This is a genomic window from Micromonospora sp. NPDC003241 (genome assembly GCF_053589795.1).
Genome location: NZ_JBSFSO010000028.1, coordinates 29326 through 45533 on the forward strand (window position 1 = coordinate 29326; position 16208 = coordinate 45533).

Genomic DNA, 16208 nt, shown 5'->3' on the forward strand with positions numbered 1-16208 from the left:
ATGACCGTGACCCCCGTCGGGGCGACCTACCGGGTGCAGGTGAGCCCGGGATTCGACCTCGACGCCACCGCCGGCCTCGCCGACTACCTCGCCGACCTCGGCGTCACCCACCTCTACAGCGCGCCGCTGCTGGCCGCCGCACCGGGCAGCACGCACGGCTACGACGTCGTCGACCACCGGCAGGTCAACCCGGAGATCGGCGGCGAGCCCGCCCGGCAACGCCTGCTGCGGGCACTGCGCACGGCCGGGCTCGGGTTGGTCGTGGACATCGTGCCCAACCACGCCGGAGTCGCCGTACCGGCCGCCAACCCGGCCTGGTGGGACGTGCTGCGCCGGGGACGCGACTCGGCGTACGCCCGCTGGTTCGACATCGACTGGACACGCGCCCGGCTGCTGCTGCCGGTGCTCGCCGACGACCCCGACGCGCTGGCCGACCTCAAGATCGCCGACGGCGAGCTGCGCTACCACGAGCACCGCTTCCCGATCGCCGACGGCACCGGCGACGGCAGTCCCCGCGAGGTACACGACCGGCAGCACTACGAGCTGGTCTCCTGGCGACGCGGGGACGCCGAGCTGACGTACCGCCGGTTCTTCTCGATCGCCGCCCTGGCCGGGCTGCGGGTGGAGGACCCGGAGGTGTTCGCCGCCACCCACGAGCTGATCCTGGCCTGGGCGGCGGCCGGCGAGGTCGACGGCATCCGGGTCGACCACCCCGACGGGCTGCGCGACCCCGGCGGCTACCTGGCGCGGCTGCGCGAGGCCGCCCCCGACGCGTGGCTGGTGGTGGAGAAGATCCTGGAGTACGGCGAGGAGCTGCCCTCCTGGCCGGTGGAGGGCACCACCGGCTACGACGCCCTCCACGCCGTCGGTGGACTCTTCGTCGACAGCGACGCCGAGGCCGACTTCACCGCCCTGGACACCCGGCTGGTCGGCCGGGCCACCTCCTGGGCCGACCTGACCCACGACACGAAACTCGGCGCCGCCACCCGACTGCTCGCCACCGAGCTGGCCCGACTCGCCGCACTCGCCCCCGACGTGGAGCCGGACGCGGCCCGCGCCGCCCTGGCCGAGCTGGCCGCCGCGTTCCCGGTCTACCGGGGCTACCCGCCCGACGGGGCTCGACACCTGGCCAACGCCCGTGCCGAGGCCGGCCGCCGCCGCACCGACCTGACCGGCGCGCTGGACGCGGTGACCCGGCGGCTGCGCGACCCCGACGACGAGCTGGCCCGACGCTTCCCGCAGTTCACCGGCGCGGTGATGGCCAAGGGCGTCGAGGACACCGCCTACTACCGGTGGACCCGGTTCGTCGCGCTCAACGAGGTCGGCGGCAGCCCCGCCCACTTCGGCACCCTGCCCGGCCGCTTCCACCGCTTCGCCGCCGCCCGGCACGAACGCTGGCCGGCGAGCATGACCACGCTGTCGACCCACGACACCAAACGCGGCGAGGACGTCCGCGCCCGCCTGGCCGTCCTCGCCGAGCTGCCGCGCCGCTGGGCCGAGCAGGTCACCGCCTGGACCGCCGCCGTGCCGCTGCCGGATGCCGCGCTGGCCCACCTGCTCTGGCAGACCGTCGTCGGTGCCTGGCCGATCGCGCGCGAGCGGATGCACGCGTACGCCGAGAAGGCCGCCCGGGAGGCCGCCGCCTCGACCGGTTGGACCGACCCCGACCCGGCCTTCGAGCAGGCGATGCACGCCCTGGTCGACGCCATGTACGACGACCCCGCGGTGCACGCCTCGATCGCCGCGTTCGCCGCCGAGATCACCCCGCCCGGCTGGTCCAACTCGCTCGGGCAGAAGCTGGTGCAGCTCGCCATGCCCGGCGTGCCGGACACCTACCAGGGCACCGAGCTGTGGGACGACTCCCTGGTCGACCCGGACAATCGACGCCCGGTCGACTTCGCCGTACGCCGGGAGCTGCTGGCCCGGCTCGATGCCGGCTGGCAGCCGGCGGTGGACGAGACCGGCGCGGCCAAGCTGCTCGTGGTGTCCCGCACCCTACGGCTGCGTCGCGACCGCCCGGAGCTGTTCGGCGACTACCAGCCGATCGTCGTGCACGGCCCGGCCGCCCGGCACGCCGTCGCCTTCGACCGGGGCGGCGCGCTCGCCGTCGCCACCCGGCTTCCGCTCGGCCTGGCGGCGGGCGGCGGCTGGCGTGACACCACCCTGTCATTGCCTGTTAACGAGATGTCGTGCCAGTTCACCGGGCGGGTCTACAGTGACGGTCAGGTCCGTCTGGCCGACCTGCTCGCCACCTATCCCGTCGCGCTACTCGCCCCTCTCGATGGCTCCGGGAAGGCGTCATGACCGAGTTCACCGTCTGGGCACCGGAGGCGTCCCGGGTCCGACTGCGCCTGCCGGGCGCCGCCGACCACGAGATGCGGGCCTCCCGGGGTGGCTGGTGGCGGGTCGAGGTGCCCGACGCCGGCGACGACTACGCATTCCTGCTCGACGACGACGACCGGGCGCTGCCCGATCCCCGCTCGCGGTGGCAGCCCGCCGGGGTGCACGGCCCGAGCCGCCGCTACGACCACGCCGCGTTCGACTGGACCGACACCGCCTGGACCGGGCGGCAACTGCCCGGCAGCGTCCTCTACGAACTGCACGTCGGCACGTTCACCCCGGAAGGCACCTTCGACGCCGCGATCGGCAAGCTCGACCACCTGGTCGACCTCGGCGTCGACATGATCGAGCTGCTGCCGGTCAACGCCTTCAACGGCGAGCACAACTGGGGGTACGACGGCGTGTGCTGGTTCGCCCCGCACGAACCGTACGGTGGCCCGGACGGCCTGAAACGCCTCGTCGACGCCGCCCACGCCAAGGGGCTGGGGGTGATCCTCGACGTCGTCTACAACCATTTCGGGCCCTCCGGGGCCTACGCGCCGATGTTCGCGCCGTACCTCAGCGAGCGGGACACCCCCTGGGGCCAGGCGGTCAACCTGGACGGCCCGCACTCCGACGGCGTACGCCGCTTCATCACCGACAGCGTCCTGATGTGGCTGCGCGACTACCACGTCGACGGCCTGCGTCTGGACGCCGTCCACGCGATGCCCGACTCCCGCGCGGTGCACCTGCTGGAGGAGATCGCCGTCGAGGTCGAGTCGCTCTCGGTGCACCTGGGCCGCCCGCTCTCCCTGATCGCCGAGTCCGACCTCAACGACCCCCGACTGATCAGCCCCCGCGAGGCCGGCGGCTACGGCCTGCACGCCCAGTGGAACGACGACGCCCACCACGCCCTGCACACCCTGCTCACCGGCGAACGGCAGGGCTACTACGGCGACTTCGGCACCATGGAGTGCCTCGCCGAGGTGCTCACCGGCGCGTTCTTCCACACCGGCACCTGGTCCACCTTCCGCCACCGCCAGCACGGCCGCCCGGTCGACCCGCGTACCCCCGGCCACCGCTTCGTCGCGTACCTGCAGAACCACGACCAGATCGGCAACCGCGCGGTTGGTGATCGCCTCTCCGCGACGCTGTCCCCGGCGCTGCTGCGGGTCGGCGCGACGCTGCTGATGACCGCCCCGTTCACGCCGATGCTGTTCATGGGGGAGGAGTGGGCGGCCTCCACACCCTGGCAGTTCTTCACCAGCCACCCCGAGCCCGAACTGGCCACCGCCGTGGTCACCGGCCGGCGCAGCGAGTTCGCCGCCCACGGCTGGCCGCCCGGCGACGTGCCCGACCCGCAGGACCGGCAGACCTTCGTCCGCTCCCGGTTGGACTGGGCCGAGCTCGACAAACCCGAACACCGCCAGATGTACGAGTTCCACCGCCGACTGATCGCGCTGCGCAAGTCCCGCCCCGAACTGTCCGACCCGCACCTGTTCGCCATCGACGTCCGTCACGGCGACCGGTTCCTGGTGATGCGACGTGGTGGCTGCCTGGTGGCGGCGAACCTCGCGGACAAGCCGCAGCGGGTGACCCTGCCCGGAGTGGCCCGTCGGGTGCTGCTGGCCACCGGGGAGGGCGTCACGGTGCAACGCGACCGCATCGAACTACCGGCGGAAACGGCAGCGATCGTGGCGGTTTGACCGGCCGGTCGTCCTGGACCACGGGTGCGGGTCGCCGACTACCAGAAGCGCCACTCGGCGGGATCCTCGCGGCCCTTGACCAGCCGGATCGAGGCCGCCAGCTTCAGCGCGTCGTCGCGCTCCCCGACTGCGGCGGTAGCGCTCCGGGCGATGTGGAGGTACGCGACGCACTCGGCGCACCCGCCGGGCAGCTGCGCCACCCGGTAGACCCCCACAGTTCCGCTACCGCGCGATTCGGAGGCGGTGGCGGGCCGGCCCGCCACGGTGACTTCGTCGTTGTGTCTGGTGCGGAGCAAGCTCTCGGTGCTGATGCCGACCGTGACGACCGGCCGCCGTTCCCGGTGATTTTCGTCGATCTGCTCGACCTGCCCCACCAGGTAGTCGGCAGCGAACCAGATAGGCTGGTCCGCGTCCCAACTCAGGTGTGCACGTTCGAGTAGGGCACCGTCAGGCAGGCCCTTCACTCGGAACGGGAGGGCTCGCGGCGTGGTGTCGAGACGAACGCCCTCGGCTACCTGACGCGCCAACTCGTCCCGGCGGTAATCGAAGCTCACCGTGCTCAGCGTCATTCGGATCCATGCGTCCGGTGCGTACTCCCAGGCCAGCACCCGATTGGAGTCCGATATGCCCTCGAAGGCGGGTCGACCGTGCACCGGCGCGATGGGGTCATCGGGAACGGGCGGCTTGCCCGAGTCCTCGTCGTCTGGAACGAATCGGTGGACGTCGGCGCCCCGCGCTGCCATCAGGATGTCAATGTGCCAGTCAGAGCCGCCCGAGGAGGTGTCGTCCTTCTCGGGGGTCGAGGCGGCATCGAATGATCCGCGAAGAGCGAGACGGTGAACCTCCGGCCCGGTGGTGTAACTGGCGCTGTCCACGGGGCCAGGCAGATAGCCGAAGCGGAGCAACTGCTGGCTCGGGTCGAAGCGGACGGGTACCGACGTGGCGATGCCGCCCGTGTTCGAGGCCCGTCCGGCGACCCACACGCTCAGACCCGCCACCACCGCCACCACGACCGTCACTGTCACCAGGATCAGGAACCGACGGTTGGTGCTCGCCATGGACATCCTCCCCGATGCGGTGCGCCGTGCGGCGGCGCGGTGTGGCAGTTCCGATTACCAGGTGCGCCACTGGGCGGGATCCTCGTGGCCCTCCACCAGCCGGATCGAGGCTGCCAGCTGCAGTGCGGCCTTCCTGTCCTGCACCATGGTGGCGCCGGCGCTTCGCTTGGGTATGTGCAGCTCCGCGACGCACTGGGCGCACCCACCGGGGAGTTGACCCACCCGGTAGGTCCCTGCGCTGCTCTTCCTACTGAAGACGTGTGCGGTGGCGGCCCGGCCCGACACGGTCACGGCTTCGGTGCCGCTATCCAGGCTCTCGGTGGTGAGACCCACCGTGAAGTCGGGATCGATGAAGCCTCCGTAGTCCTTCTGCTCCAGCAGGTACCCGGCGGAGGACCGAACAGGTCCGTCTTCGGTCCATTCCAGGACCGCACTGCCGAGTACGGCGCCTTCGGGCAACCCCGCCGTCTCGAACGGCAGGGCGAGCGGTCTCGTCTCCCAGCGAATGCCCTCGGCAACCTGACGAGCGAGCGCGAGCTCAGCGCTCCGGTCGACACCGTGCACCGTTATCCGGATCCATGAATACCGCACGTACTCCCAGGACAGCACCTGACCCTCGTTGGTGAAGGCGGGACGCCCGCGCACCGGCGCGATCTCATCGCCCGGTAACTTCCATCCGGCCTCTTCGTCGTACTCCCGGTCCCAACGGTGCGCGTCGACGTCCTGTGCCGCCATCCTGACCTCGACCCGCCAGCTCCGATCGACGGGCTTTGGGGGGTCTCCCGACTGCCAGTTCCAGTCGCTGGGCGGCTGCCCGCTCACCATGATGCTCTGCATTCCGGGCTCGGTCTCGTATCTCGCCCAGCGGACGGTGCCAGGCAGAAAAGTGAGGTGGATCAGTTGCTGGCCGGGGTCGAATCTGAAGGGCACCGATGTGGGTAGGCCGTGGGAGATGTCGTCCGTCTGCGAAACCCGTCGGGTGGCCCAGACAGTCAGGCCCGCCACCACCGCGACCAGGGTCGTCACGGTTACCAGGATCAGGGCCCGGCGGTGGGTGCCGCGTCTGTCGACCCGGGGCATCTCGGCGGCGGAGGCAGGAGGCAGCTTCCCCGGTTCGTGCGCGTCACTCGCCACGGACGTCCTCCCCGGGTCGGTGCGCCGTGCGGCGGCGCGACCCGGGGAGTCTATGACCTATCCCGTCCCGGCTGCTGTCCCTTAGCTCGACCAGGGTCCCTGTTGATGCCGCACTCACCGATGCCGCACCGGCGTCCACCATCATCGTGGCAGTGCAGCTGTTTCCAGCCCGGCGTGTCGAACAGCTACGCTGCCACGATCACGGCCGCCGACTGAGGTGCGGCCGCCGGCGCGTACTTTCCTCGCCGAGATCGCGCGGGGACCGGCGCAGGCCGGCGTGGCCACTCTGGTCGGCCTCACCCGCTGATCATTCGCGCCAAGCCGATTGCGATGGTCGATCCGTCAGGACAGGCTCCAAGGGGCGTTGGAGCCCGTCGGCCGGCAGTGCGTATCAACGGTTGCTTGACGCTTCATCAATGAGCTTGCGTGGTTGCTCCATGCTGAGGTGCGGGATAGCCGGTCTGGTGATCATCGGGGAGTGGCATGTCCAGTTGGTCGTCGTGGAAGCGGTGGGCTCCCAGAATGATGATTCCCCTGCTGGCTGTGCTGTCCGTGGGGCTGATCGGATTGTCTCCGGTGGCGATGACGTGGATGGCGAGCCTGCCCGTGCAGTGGAATGACCTTTCCGACATGGGGCAGGCGTACGGCGGCACGTCGGCGGTCCTCTCCGGGCTCGCGTTGGCCGGTGTGTCGGCATCCCTTCTGATGCAGAACAGGCTGAATCGGGTCAGTCAGCTCCATGCGATTCGGCAGCGGCACTTCGACATCGTCAGACTGGCCTCGACAATCCCAAGTACCTCCATGTCGACGGATCCGCAGCGCTCGGCGACCCGGACAGCCAACTCAAGGCGTACACCAACCTGGTCGTCAGTCACTGGGCGATGCTCTGGGATCTCGCGGAGGTGCCTGAGGAAAGGCTGCATGTCATTTCGAGGCGTTTGTTCGAGTCGGCGGTGGCGCGCGACTGGTGGAAGGTCAACGGCCAGTCGTACAGTTCACGCTGGCGGAAGAAGTTCGTCGCGATTCTCTCCGATGAGTGTGATCGTGCGGCCCCGGCGGCCCGGTCGTCTTCCCTTTCGACGGTGCCCGCTTCGGCGCCGACCCCGCCGCAGCTCGCGTCTTCGACCGACGGTCGGAGCCGTGCTCTCGCGGTCGGTGTGGTCGCCGGCATCGGTATGGGGATCCTGCTGTACTCCGCGACGCGCAAACGCAGGGTGATGTGCCTCGTCGGCTCTCGTTCGTGATCCGGCCGCAGGTCACGCGCTTCCGCTTGTGGTTGCCGGGTCTAGCGTTGTGCAGGTGGGGTCGGTGGGGAGGTAGATCGGCCTGCGTCGGGATCGGGCGTGGAGAGCGGCGCTGATCCGGTGGGCGACTGCGGCGGGGAGGCGCTTCTCGGCTTCGGTGGGCGGGAAGAAGGCGGCCTCGGTCAGTTCGTCGTCGGGCAGGTCGAAACGCTCCGTGCCGGTGAGCGTGCCGCAGTCGAAGGTGAAGTGGACCAGGGAGCGCAGGCGCGGACCGTCGGGCGGTGCCCAGTCCACCACGAGCAGGTCACCGACGGGCAGGGTGAGGCCCAGTTCCTCGTGGACCTCGCGGGCGCACGCATGGTGCGGGTATTCGTCGGACTCGATACCGCCGCCGGGGAACGCCCAGTAGTCGCGGTAGCGGGGCTTGACCAGCAGGACGTCACCGGCCGGGTCGGTGATCAGGGCACCGGCCGAGGCGTGGAAGGTCGGCAGGTCGGCGTACCAGACGGAAGGCTCGGTCCAGGTCACGAACCGACGGTAACGGCCCGGGTGCCGACGGTGGGAGGTCCCACGCCGAGGTCGGTCGGTGCTGCTGATCCGTCTACGCCGTCAGCTCGAAAGGGGCCGAGGGAGCACACTTCGGGGCGCGGGCGGGGGTGCGCCTGCGTGAGGCGCGGGCGGGGGCCATGCGCCGTGTCGTGAGGCATGAGCGGGGGGCGCGCCTGCGTGAGGCGCGGGCGGGGGCCGCGCGCCGTGTCGTGAGGCATGAGCGGGGGGCGCGCCTGCGTGAGGCGGGGGCGGGGGCGGGGGCGATGCACCGTGTCGTGAGGCGCGCAAGCGGGGCCAGGCGCGGCGCGAGCGAGGACCAGGTGTCACGCGGGTCAAAGGCGGGTCGGTGGTCGGCGCGTACTCCTGGGAGGCAATGTCTGGCGACGGGCCGCACCGGCCGGCGTCGCGCGCCTGGCCGGTGCGGCCGTGCCAAGGGTTCGCGGTCAGCGGCGCGTCGCGAAGACCACGCCGGTCAGGCAGAGCGCACCGCCCAGCAGGGCGAGTGGCGCCGGTACCTCGCCCAGCAGCGTCCAGGAGAGCAGGACCGTGACCGGCGGGACCAGGTAGGTCGCGGCGGTGGTGCGGCCCGCCGTCCAGCGGGACAGGACGTAACCCCAGGTGAGGAAGCCGATCGCGGTCGGGAACACGCCGAGGAACAGCACGCCCAGGGTCGCCGGGAGCGGGGCGGCGGCGAACTCCGTGAGCAGCGTGGGCGCGAACGGCAGCAGGGCAGCCGTCCCGGCCAACGCACCGAGCCAGGTCATCGTCACCGCGTCGACCCGCGCCAGGAGACGTTTCTGGAGCAGTACGCCGAAGGCGTAGAGCGCGGCGGCGAGTACCGCCAGCGTGACGCCCACCGGGTCGGCGTGCCCGGTGAAGCCGCCGACCGCGATCAGGGCCACGCCCGCGAAGGCGATCGTCACGCCGACGCCGAGGCGGCCGGTGAGCCGCTCGCCGAGTACCAGCGTCGCGGCGATCGCCACGAGGATGGGTGCGACCGCCACCAGCAGCGCTGCCGTCCCGGCGTCGACCAGCCGCTCGGCGGCGTTCAGCGCCACGTTGTACCCGCCGAACCAGGCCACGCCCCAGAGCACGATCAGCCTCAGCGTGCCGCCCCGGGGAACGGCGACCCGGCGGGGCGCCGCCACGTCGGTGTGCAGGACCCGGAACCGTCGGGTGACGACGACGAACAGGGTCAGCGCGGCGGACGCCGCCACCATGCGGCCCAGCGCCATCGCGCCCGGCGAGTAGTCGTGTCCGGCGAAGCGGATGCCGACGAACGCCGAGGCCCACAGCACCACCGTGGTCCCGGCGGCGGCCAGGATCGGCCACGACCGTCGGCGCGGTGCCACAGGTCGGGAGTACGCCGTGCCACGGGACCTGTCGGCGGCGGCCCTGGCAGGGGCTTCGGTGAGCGTCATGGAACGATTCTCGAACGCCCGACGATTCAGCACCAGCGACTGTTTCTTCACGACTGTTAAGTTCTGCTTTACGGTTGGGGGGTGCTCGACGTCCACCGCCTCCGGGTCTTCCGTTCCGTCGTCGCGTCCGGCTCCGTGCAGGCCGCCGCCGCCAACCTCGGCTACACCCCCTCCGCCGTCAGCCAACACCTCACCGCGCTGCAACGCGAGACCGGCCTCACCCTCCTCGCCCGCGCCGGTCGTGGCCTGCGCCCCACCGCCGCCGGCCACGCCCTCGCCGCCGAGGCGGACCGGGTGCTCGCCCGCGTCGGCGCGGCCGAGTCGCTGATCGCGGACCTGCGTACCGGCCGCACCGGCTCGCTCTCCATCGCGTACTTCGCGTCGGTGGGCGAGGCGTGGATGCCGCTGGTGGTGCGGCGCATCCTCACCGAACTCCCCGGCGTCCGGATCGACCTGCAACTGCGGGAGCACATCCCGGACAGCCGGGAGGAACGCGCCGACGTCCAGGTCGTCGTGGCGGACCCCGGCTTCGAGCCCGGTACGGGCTTCACCGCCCAGCACATCGTCGACGACCCCTACGTGGCCGTCCTGCCCGCCGGGCACCCCCTCGCCGGCCACGACGAGGTGGACCTGGCCGAGCTCGCCGAGGAACGCTGGGTCGACAACGACTTCGCCCGAGGCTGGTGCCGCGCCAAACTCCTCGAAGCGTGCACCGCCGCCGGATTCAGCCCGGCGTTCCGGGTCGAGGCGCACGACTACCGGACGGCGCTCGCCTTCGTCGCCGCCGGTATCGGCCTCACGGTGCTGCCCGCGCTCGGCGCCGCACACCTGCCCGACGGGGTGACCCCGATCCGGGTGGTCCGCCCGACACCGATGCGCTCGATCCACGTGGTGGTGCACGACGCCGTCGCGCACACTCCCGCCGTACGCACCACGATCACCGCCCTCCGAGAAGCCGCCGGCACTGCGCACACGCGATAGGGCGCTCAGCGGCCGGCGCGTTTCCAGGCGCGGTAGAACTCCTTGTAGAGGAAGCGCTGGACCGGTGTGCCCGTGGCGGAGACCTGCTTCCCGATCGCCCGTGCGCCGATCCACATGCCGGCGACCTTGGGCACGCCGGGCACCGACTCGGTCACCGACGCGACCCCGTTGACCAGTTCCTGCTCCACCGCCGAGAGTGCGACCTTGCGTAGGCCGAGCCGTTCCAGCAACTGTCGCTTCGCCCCGCTGATGTCCCGGGCGAGACGCAGGTAGTCCTCGTCTGTGACGCATCTGGCGACGGCGACGCGCAGGTCGACTGCCTTCTCGCGATACTCGGCGATGCGCGCGACGACCAGCCCGATCCAGTCGCGCTCGTTCATCCGGCCGGTCTCCGCAGCCTGCCAGAGACGCCCGCCGAGCAGCGGAAGTTCGAGTTCCAGAAGCTGCACCCGGTGGGTGTCATTGTCGTCCGCCGCCGTCACGAGAGTCTCGTGGATGCCGCGAATGGCCTTGATGACGTCGAGTACGACACCTTCCGTCGCGCCTTCGGCAGAGAGATCGAAGGTCAGCAGGAAATCACGTCGGATCGGATGCGCCTGATAGGTCAGCCCGGTGGCGTCGGCCCGCGAGCGGTACTTCAGGCCCCGCGCGAGAGTCGCCGCGACGTACACCTCCTCGCCGGGCGGAGCCATCGACCGCAGCGGACCACGGAGCACGATCGATGCCGCCCGCGCCCAGATACCGAATGGATCGTCCTCCACACCGTCGGCGGTACCGATGCGATCGGTGTGGTGGCCCTCCACCCGTACGTGTGCCGCCTGGAAGGCACACCATCCATGGATCCGCTTCGACAGCGAGTTGCGCTCGCCGGGTATCGCGTCATCGCACGCGATCGCCTGCTCGATGAACTGGCCGAGCACCTGATTTCCGCGCCGGCTCTGCAACTCGTCCAGTGCCTCCTCCTCGGCACCGCGTACCCGGCTCGTCTCGGCGTCGTCGAGTTGCAGTGGGTGCAGCAGCCCGGCGTCGGCGAGCGCACGGAGCAGGTGCGGTTTGCCACCGAAATCAGCGGCGAAGGGTCGGGCGAGGACCGGGTGGGCGACCCAGACCCGCTCCATGAAGATCAGGGACTGGATCAGTTCCACGAACGACTGACGGGCGAAGGGATCGCCAGGGCGAGTGCCGTGATTCTGGGCTACCACGAAATCTTCGGCACTGATGATCGACGTGACGTCTACGAGGACTTCGGTGTTCCGGTGGGGGAGTCCCGAGCTAGCTCCACGAACCACTTCACGGCCTCCGGGCGACCCATCACGGTGCTGGCGAAAGTCGGCTCTGGTTGGGCGAGCGTTTCCATCGACACCGGAAGGCGACGATTGGCATTCACGTCCGTGGACATTAGACCGACGATCTCACCGAGGCACAAGCCCGCGAGGCCGTCCCAGACCTTCTGCCGAGGACGGTAGAAGAGGTCGAAACGTGGCGAGTCCGCCGCGAGATCGGTGAGGTCCAGGGCAGTGCGGAGCATGTCCAAGGTCTGTGACGTGGTGCGCGTCTTGACCGCGTACCCGGCGTCGATCATGCCGCTCTCGTGCGGCGGGGCCGCCGAGCCTGCGCTACGCGTCAGGGATACGACACGTGTTGGCTCCTCGCGGTGACGGGCGGGCCTGCCGTTGACGGTGATCGTCCGTCCAAATCGTGAGGCGACGACGACGACCGGCGTGCGACCGGTGCCGAGTTCGGGGGCGACGATGAGTGCGGCCACCGGTTCCCGGTGCTCCAACAGGCAGACGACGGAGCAGAACTCCGCGCTCTCCGGCTTGACGAACTCGGCGGTGCCGTCGATCGGATCGATGACCCAGATCCGCTCGGGCTCCTCGTCCGAGCCCGGCCGCCACGTGCCGCTGCCGGACTCCTCCGCGAGTATCCGTGCCTCGGGATCGATCTCCCGGATCCTTCCGATGATCATTTGCTCGATTGCGAGGTCGGCTTCGGTGAGCAGGGTGTGGTCGGCCTTCTCCCGTACGTCCAGCTCGGCCACTCGCGACCGGTACGTCGTGAGTTTCTCCAGCAATTCCGCCGTGAGGTCGGCCCACAATTTGCCAAGATCCATCGGCTCGACTCTCCTCGCGACCAGCTCGGGATGGCCTTCGATCGACATGTCCCATCATTCCATCCACCGCCCGTCTGGCCGAGCGCTCCGATCGTCGGAGAGCCGTTCGACGCGGAGCCACCCTGGGCACGCGGCACCCGGATGTAAGGAAGGGTCCCCTGCTATGCACGAGGCGTTAGCAGGGGACCCTTCCTTGCGCCGCCAACTTGCATGGGTATGCGGGGTGGTGCATACTCTTCCTTGTGTCCAAGGTTCTTACCTCCCTGCCCACGGGTGAACGTGTCGGCATCGCCTTCTCCGGCGGCCTCGACACCTCGGTCGCGGTCGCGTGGATGCGCGACAAGGGCGCGGTGCCCTGCGCCTACACCGCCGACATCGGCCAGTACGACGAGCCCGACATCGCCTCGGTGCCCGGTCGCGCGCTCAGCTACGGCGCCGAGTTGGCCCGCCTGGTCGACTGCCGGGCCGCCCTCGTGGAGGAGGGGCTGGCGGCGCTGACCTGCGGCGCCTTCCACATCCGCTCGGGCGGACGGGCGTACTTCAACACCACGCCGTTGGGGCGCGCGGTCACCGGGACGCTGCTGGTGCGCGCGATGGTCGCCGACGACGTGCAGATCTGGGGCGACGGGTCGACCTTCAAGGGTAACGACATCGAGCGCTTCTACCGGTACGGCCTGCTGGCCAACCCGCAGTTGCGGATCTACAAGCCGTGGCTGGACAGCAGCTTCGTCACCGAGCTGGGTGGCCGCACGGAGATGTCCGAGTGGTTGCAGGAGCGCGGCCTGCCCTACCGGGACAGCACCGAGAAGGCGTACTCCACGGACGCCAACATCTGGGGCGCCACGCACGAGGCCAAGACCCTCGAACACCTGGACACCGGTATCGAGACGGTCAACCCGATCATGGGCGTCCGGTTCTGGGACCCGGCGGTGGAGATCCCCACCGAGGACGTGACGATCGGCTTCGACCAGGGCCGCCCGGTCACGATCAACGGCAAGGAGTTCGGCAGCGCGGTGGACCTGGTGCTGGAGGCCAACGCCATCGGCGGCCGGCACGGCCTGGGCATGTCCGACCAGATCGAGAACCGGATCATCGAGGCCAAGAGCCGGGGCATCTACGAGGCCCCCGGCATGGCGTTGCTGCACGCCGCCTACGAGCGGCTGGTCAACGCCATCCACAACGAGGACACCCTGGCGAACTACCACAACGAGGGTCGCCGTCTCGGCCGTCTGATGTACGAGGGTCGCTGGCTGGACCCGCAGGCGCTGATGCTGCGCGAGTCGCTGCAACGCTGGGTCGGCACGGCGGTCAGCGGCGAGGTGACGCTGCGACTGCGTCGCGGCGAGGACTACTCGATCCTGGACACCACCGGCCCGGCCTTCAGCTACCACCCGGACAAGCTGTCGATGGAGCGTACCGAGGACTCGGCGTTCGGCCCGGCGGACCGGATCGGCCAGCTCACCATGCGCAACCTGGACATCGCCGACTCGCGGGCCAAGCTGGAGCAGTACGCCAACCTGGGCATGGTCGGCGGTGCGCCGCAGCGGGTGCTCGGTGCCGCGCAGGCCGCCTCGACCGGGCTGATCGGGGCGATGCCGGAGGGCGGCGCGGAGGCCATCGCCTCCCGGGGCGTCTCCTCGACCGAGGACGCGGCCCTCGACCGTGCCGCCATGGAGTTCGGCGTCGACTGACCGCCGGGGCTCCGACCAGGCTCGTCCGCCCGCCGTCGACGGTCACCCACCGTCTGCGGCGGGCGGTGCCGTCTCCGGCGGGCCGATCCGCGACCGGTACGCTGGCCGCCCCCGGGTGTCCCGCACGTCCGACGCCCCGGGTGTCCCCGAAGGAGGTGGCCGTGCCCGCAGCCGTCCGACCCTGGCTGGCGGTCGCCGTGGCGAGCGTCGTCGCGTTCCTCGCCTGGGCCGGCTTCTGGTATCTGGCCGTGCCGCGCGTCGACGTGTGCCCGGCGATCCATCCCGCGCCCGCCGGATGCCGGGTCGACGAACGGATCTCCACCGCGTGGGCCTGGACGATCATCGTGGCGCTGCTCTACGTGGCCACCGTCGTCGCCCAGGTGCGTCCGAGTGCCCAGCGCCGCCAGGCGGTCGTGTTGGGCACGGTGGCACTCGGCGTCTCGGCCCTCTATGGCCTCTGGAAGGTGTGGCAGGCGGGCGGCTGATCCGCTGCCGCGCGTCGACCGCGCCGAGTCCGGCGGTACGCCCGGCGACCGGGGGCGGTGTGACTGGGCGGCGCGCGGCCATCGATCGATGACCGATCGACCGAGGTGACCTTCTCGCGGTGTGCGCTCTACTGTGCGTAGCCGTCCGGTCGCGTTTCGTCCACGCTCGGTGAGAGGCGGCGCCGACCGGTCACCCGCTTCCCGAGGAGGACCCGTTGAGGTTGTCGACCCGCCTGTCCGCCGCCGTGACCGCGACCGTGCTGGTCGCGTCCGCGCTGACCGTCCTGCCCGCCTCTGCCGCCTACGCCACCCCGCTCACCTACCGCGCCGTCGACCTGGGCACCCTGGGCGGTGCCGCCAGCGCCGCCACCGCGACGAACGACCGGGGCACGGTCGTCGGCTGGAGCCTGACGGCCGGCGGCGCCCGGCACGCGTTCGTGTGGCGCGGCGGGGTGATGACCGACCTCGGCGTCTTACCGGGGCACCTGGAGTCCACCGCCGTCGACGTCAACGAACGCGGCGACGTGGTCGGCACCTCGACCGGGCCGGAATGGATCACCCGGGCGGTGCTCTGGCGCAACGGTCAGATGATCGACCTGGGCACCCTCGGCGGCGACTACAGCGAGGCGGTGGCCGTCAACGACCGGGGGCAGGTGCTCGGGCTGAGCAACCCGCCCACCGACATCCCGCACCGCTTCCTCTGGCAGGACGGCGTCTTCACCGACCTGGGCCGGCAGGACTTCTACGAGACGACCGACGGGCTCAACAACCGGGGCGACGTGGTGGGCACGTTCAACGTCCCGCCCTACGACTACCCGTGCACCTGCGTGGGCGGCCGGCTGCGCGACGGCGTCGTCACCCCGATCGGTCACCACGCGATGGCGATCAACAACCTGGGCCACGTGGTCGGCTCGGCCGGCGGCCGGGCCTTCCACTGGCGCGCCGGGGTGCTGACCGACCTGGGCACGCTGGGCGGGCCGAGGAGTCGGGCGACCGACGTGAACGACCTGGGCGTGGTCCTCGGATACAGCGAGACCCCCTCCTACGCGCAGCGACCGGTGCTGTGGTGGGCCGGTCGCACCGTCGACCTGTTCACCCGGGGGCTCGATACCGCCGACCAGGTGAACGACCTGGACATCCGGGGTCGGCTGGTGGGCAGCCGCGACGGGCGCGCCACGCTGTTCCGGTAGCGGTCCGGCTGCGGGCGTACGCGGTCGACGACGGGCTGCCCGACGCGGACCGCGCGCTGCTGGTCGACTGGCTGCGTCGCAACACCACCGGCGACACCACGATCCGGGCGGGTGCGCCGGACGGCTGGGTGGTGGGGGACAAGACCGGCTCCGGCGGGTACGGCACCCGCAACGACATCGCGGTGCTCTGGCCGCCGGACCGGCCTCCGATCGTGCTGGCCGTGCTCTCCCGCCGTGGCGAGAAGGACGCCGGGTCGGACGACGCCCTTCTCGCCCGGGCGGCTGCGCTCACCCTGGCCGCCCTGCGCTGAGTCGGG

The 16208-nt window shown here is 70.9% G+C and carries 12 protein-coding genes and 2 pseudogenes; 8 read left to right on the forward strand and 6 right to left on the reverse strand.

Annotated elements, in window-relative coordinates:
* Both treY and treZ read left to right on the forward strand, forming a co-directional pair.
* Window positions 1-2304, forward strand: coding sequence for a malto-oligosyltrehalose synthase (gene treY / locus ACWDVW_RS21180; protein ID WP_449951486.1), 2304 nt, complete (start codon window positions 1-3; stop codon window positions 2302-2304).
* The gene (treZ, locus tag ACWDVW_RS21185; protein WP_449951489.1) at window positions 2301-4025 is read left to right on the forward strand and encodes a malto-oligosyltrehalose trehalohydrolase; all 1725 of its coding nucleotides are present in this window, start codon (window positions 2301-2303) and stop codon (window positions 4023-4025) included. Before treY ends, treZ begins: the two co-directional genes overlap by 4 nt.
* 38 nt (window positions 4026-4063) lie before the next feature.
* Here treZ and ACWDVW_RS21190 read toward each other — a convergent pair whose 3' ends face one another.
* Window positions 4064-5083 carry a hypothetical protein gene (locus tag ACWDVW_RS21190; RefSeq protein WP_449951492.1) on the reverse strand — a complete coding sequence of 340 codons (1020 nt, stop codon included), beginning with the start codon at window positions 5081-5083 and terminating at the stop codon, window positions 4064-4066.
* Between the two features lie 54 nt (window positions 5084-5137).
* A complete protein-coding gene (locus ACWDVW_RS21195; protein ID WP_449951495.1) occupies window positions 5138-6109 on the reverse strand; it encodes a hypothetical protein in 972 nt (323 codons plus the stop codon).
* Between the two features lie 738 nt (window positions 6110-6847).
* Here ACWDVW_RS21195 and ACWDVW_RS21200 point away from each other — a divergent pair.
* Window positions 6848-7461 (forward strand): annotated as a pseudogene (locus ACWDVW_RS21200) (DUF6082 family protein).
* A 12-nt stretch (window positions 7462-7473) separates the two neighbouring features.
* Here ACWDVW_RS21200 and ACWDVW_RS21205 read toward each other — a convergent pair.
* Together ACWDVW_RS21205 and ACWDVW_RS21210 are read right to left on the reverse strand one after the other, a co-directional pair.
* Window positions 7474-7989 (reverse strand): NUDIX domain-containing protein, encoded by a 516-nt coding sequence (locus tag ACWDVW_RS21205; protein WP_449951498.1) that lies wholly within the window; start codon window positions 7987-7989, stop codon window positions 7474-7476.
* 464 nt (window positions 7990-8453) lie between these two features.
* A complete protein-coding gene (locus ACWDVW_RS21210; RefSeq protein WP_449951500.1) occupies window positions 8454-9431 on the reverse strand; it encodes a DMT family transporter in 978 nt (325 codons plus the stop codon).
* Between the two features lie 81 nt (window positions 9432-9512).
* Between ACWDVW_RS21210 and ACWDVW_RS21215 the strand changes: the two genes are divergently transcribed.
* On the forward strand, window positions 9513-10412 hold the full coding sequence (locus ACWDVW_RS21215; RefSeq protein WP_449951503.1) for a LysR family transcriptional regulator: 900 nt from the start codon (window positions 9513-9515) through the stop codon (window positions 10410-10412).
* Window positions 10413-10417: 5 nt separating this feature from the next.
* On the opposite strand, the gene ACWDVW_RS21220 is transcribed toward ACWDVW_RS21215, so the two are convergent.
* Together ACWDVW_RS21220 and ACWDVW_RS21225 are read right to left on the reverse strand one after the other, a co-directional pair.
* On the reverse strand, window positions 10418-11557 hold the full coding sequence (locus ACWDVW_RS21220; RefSeq protein ID WP_449951506.1) for a hypothetical protein: 1140 nt from the start codon (window positions 11555-11557) through the stop codon (window positions 10418-10420).
* Window positions 11558-11646: 89 nt separating this feature from the next.
* Window positions 11647-12573 carry an inositol monophosphatase family protein gene (locus ACWDVW_RS21225; protein WP_449951508.1) on the reverse strand — a complete coding sequence of 309 codons (927 nt, stop codon included), beginning with the start codon at window positions 12571-12573 and terminating at the stop codon, window positions 11647-11649.
* 194 nt (window positions 12574-12767) lie between these two features.
* Here ACWDVW_RS21225 and argG point away from each other — a divergent pair, with 194 nt between their 5' ends.
* From argG to ACWDVW_RS21245, 4 genes and pseudogenes are all read left to right on the forward strand, one after another.
* Window positions 12768-14216 (forward strand): argininosuccinate synthase, encoded by a 1449-nt coding sequence (gene argG, locus ACWDVW_RS21230; protein WP_396747687.1) that lies wholly within the window; start codon window positions 12768-12770, stop codon window positions 14214-14216.
* Between the two features lie 161 nt (window positions 14217-14377).
* On the forward strand, window positions 14378-14701 hold the full coding sequence (locus ACWDVW_RS21235) for a hypothetical protein (RefSeq protein WP_449951511.1): 324 nt from the start codon (window positions 14378-14380) through the stop codon (window positions 14699-14701).
* A gap of 257 nt (window positions 14702-14958) precedes the next feature.
* Complete coding sequence (locus tag ACWDVW_RS21240) at window positions 14959-15891, forward strand: hypothetical protein (protein ID WP_449951596.1); 933 nt, start codon at window positions 14959-14961, stop codon at window positions 15889-15891.
* Window positions 15855-16202 (forward strand): annotated as a pseudogene (locus ACWDVW_RS21245) (serine hydrolase); the annotation flags it as partial. The gene ACWDVW_RS21240 and the pseudogene ACWDVW_RS21245, both read left to right, overlap by 37 nt.
* Window positions 16203-16208: the final 6 nt, after the last annotated feature.

Bases quoted from the DNA above. Each gene is read 5' to 3' on its own strand.
- treY (WP_449951486.1), top strand. From the start codon at position 1: ATGACCGTGACCCCCGTCGGGGCGACCTACCGGGTGCAGGTGAGCCCG.
- treZ (WP_449951489.1), top strand. From the start codon at position 2,301: ATGACCGAGTTCACCGTCTGGGCACCGGAGGCGTCCCGGGTCCGACTG.
- ACWDVW_RS21190 (WP_449951492.1), bottom strand. From the start codon at position 5,083: ATGGCGAGCACCAACCGTCGGTTCCTGATCCTGGTGACAGTGACGGTC.
- ACWDVW_RS21210 (WP_449951500.1), bottom strand. From the start codon at position 9,431: ATGACGCTCACCGAAGCCCCTGCCAGGGCCGCCGCCGACAGGTCCCGT.
- ACWDVW_RS21225 (WP_449951508.1), bottom strand. From the start codon at position 12,573: ATGTCGATCGAAGGCCATCCCGAGCTGGTCGCGAGGAGAGTCGAGCCG.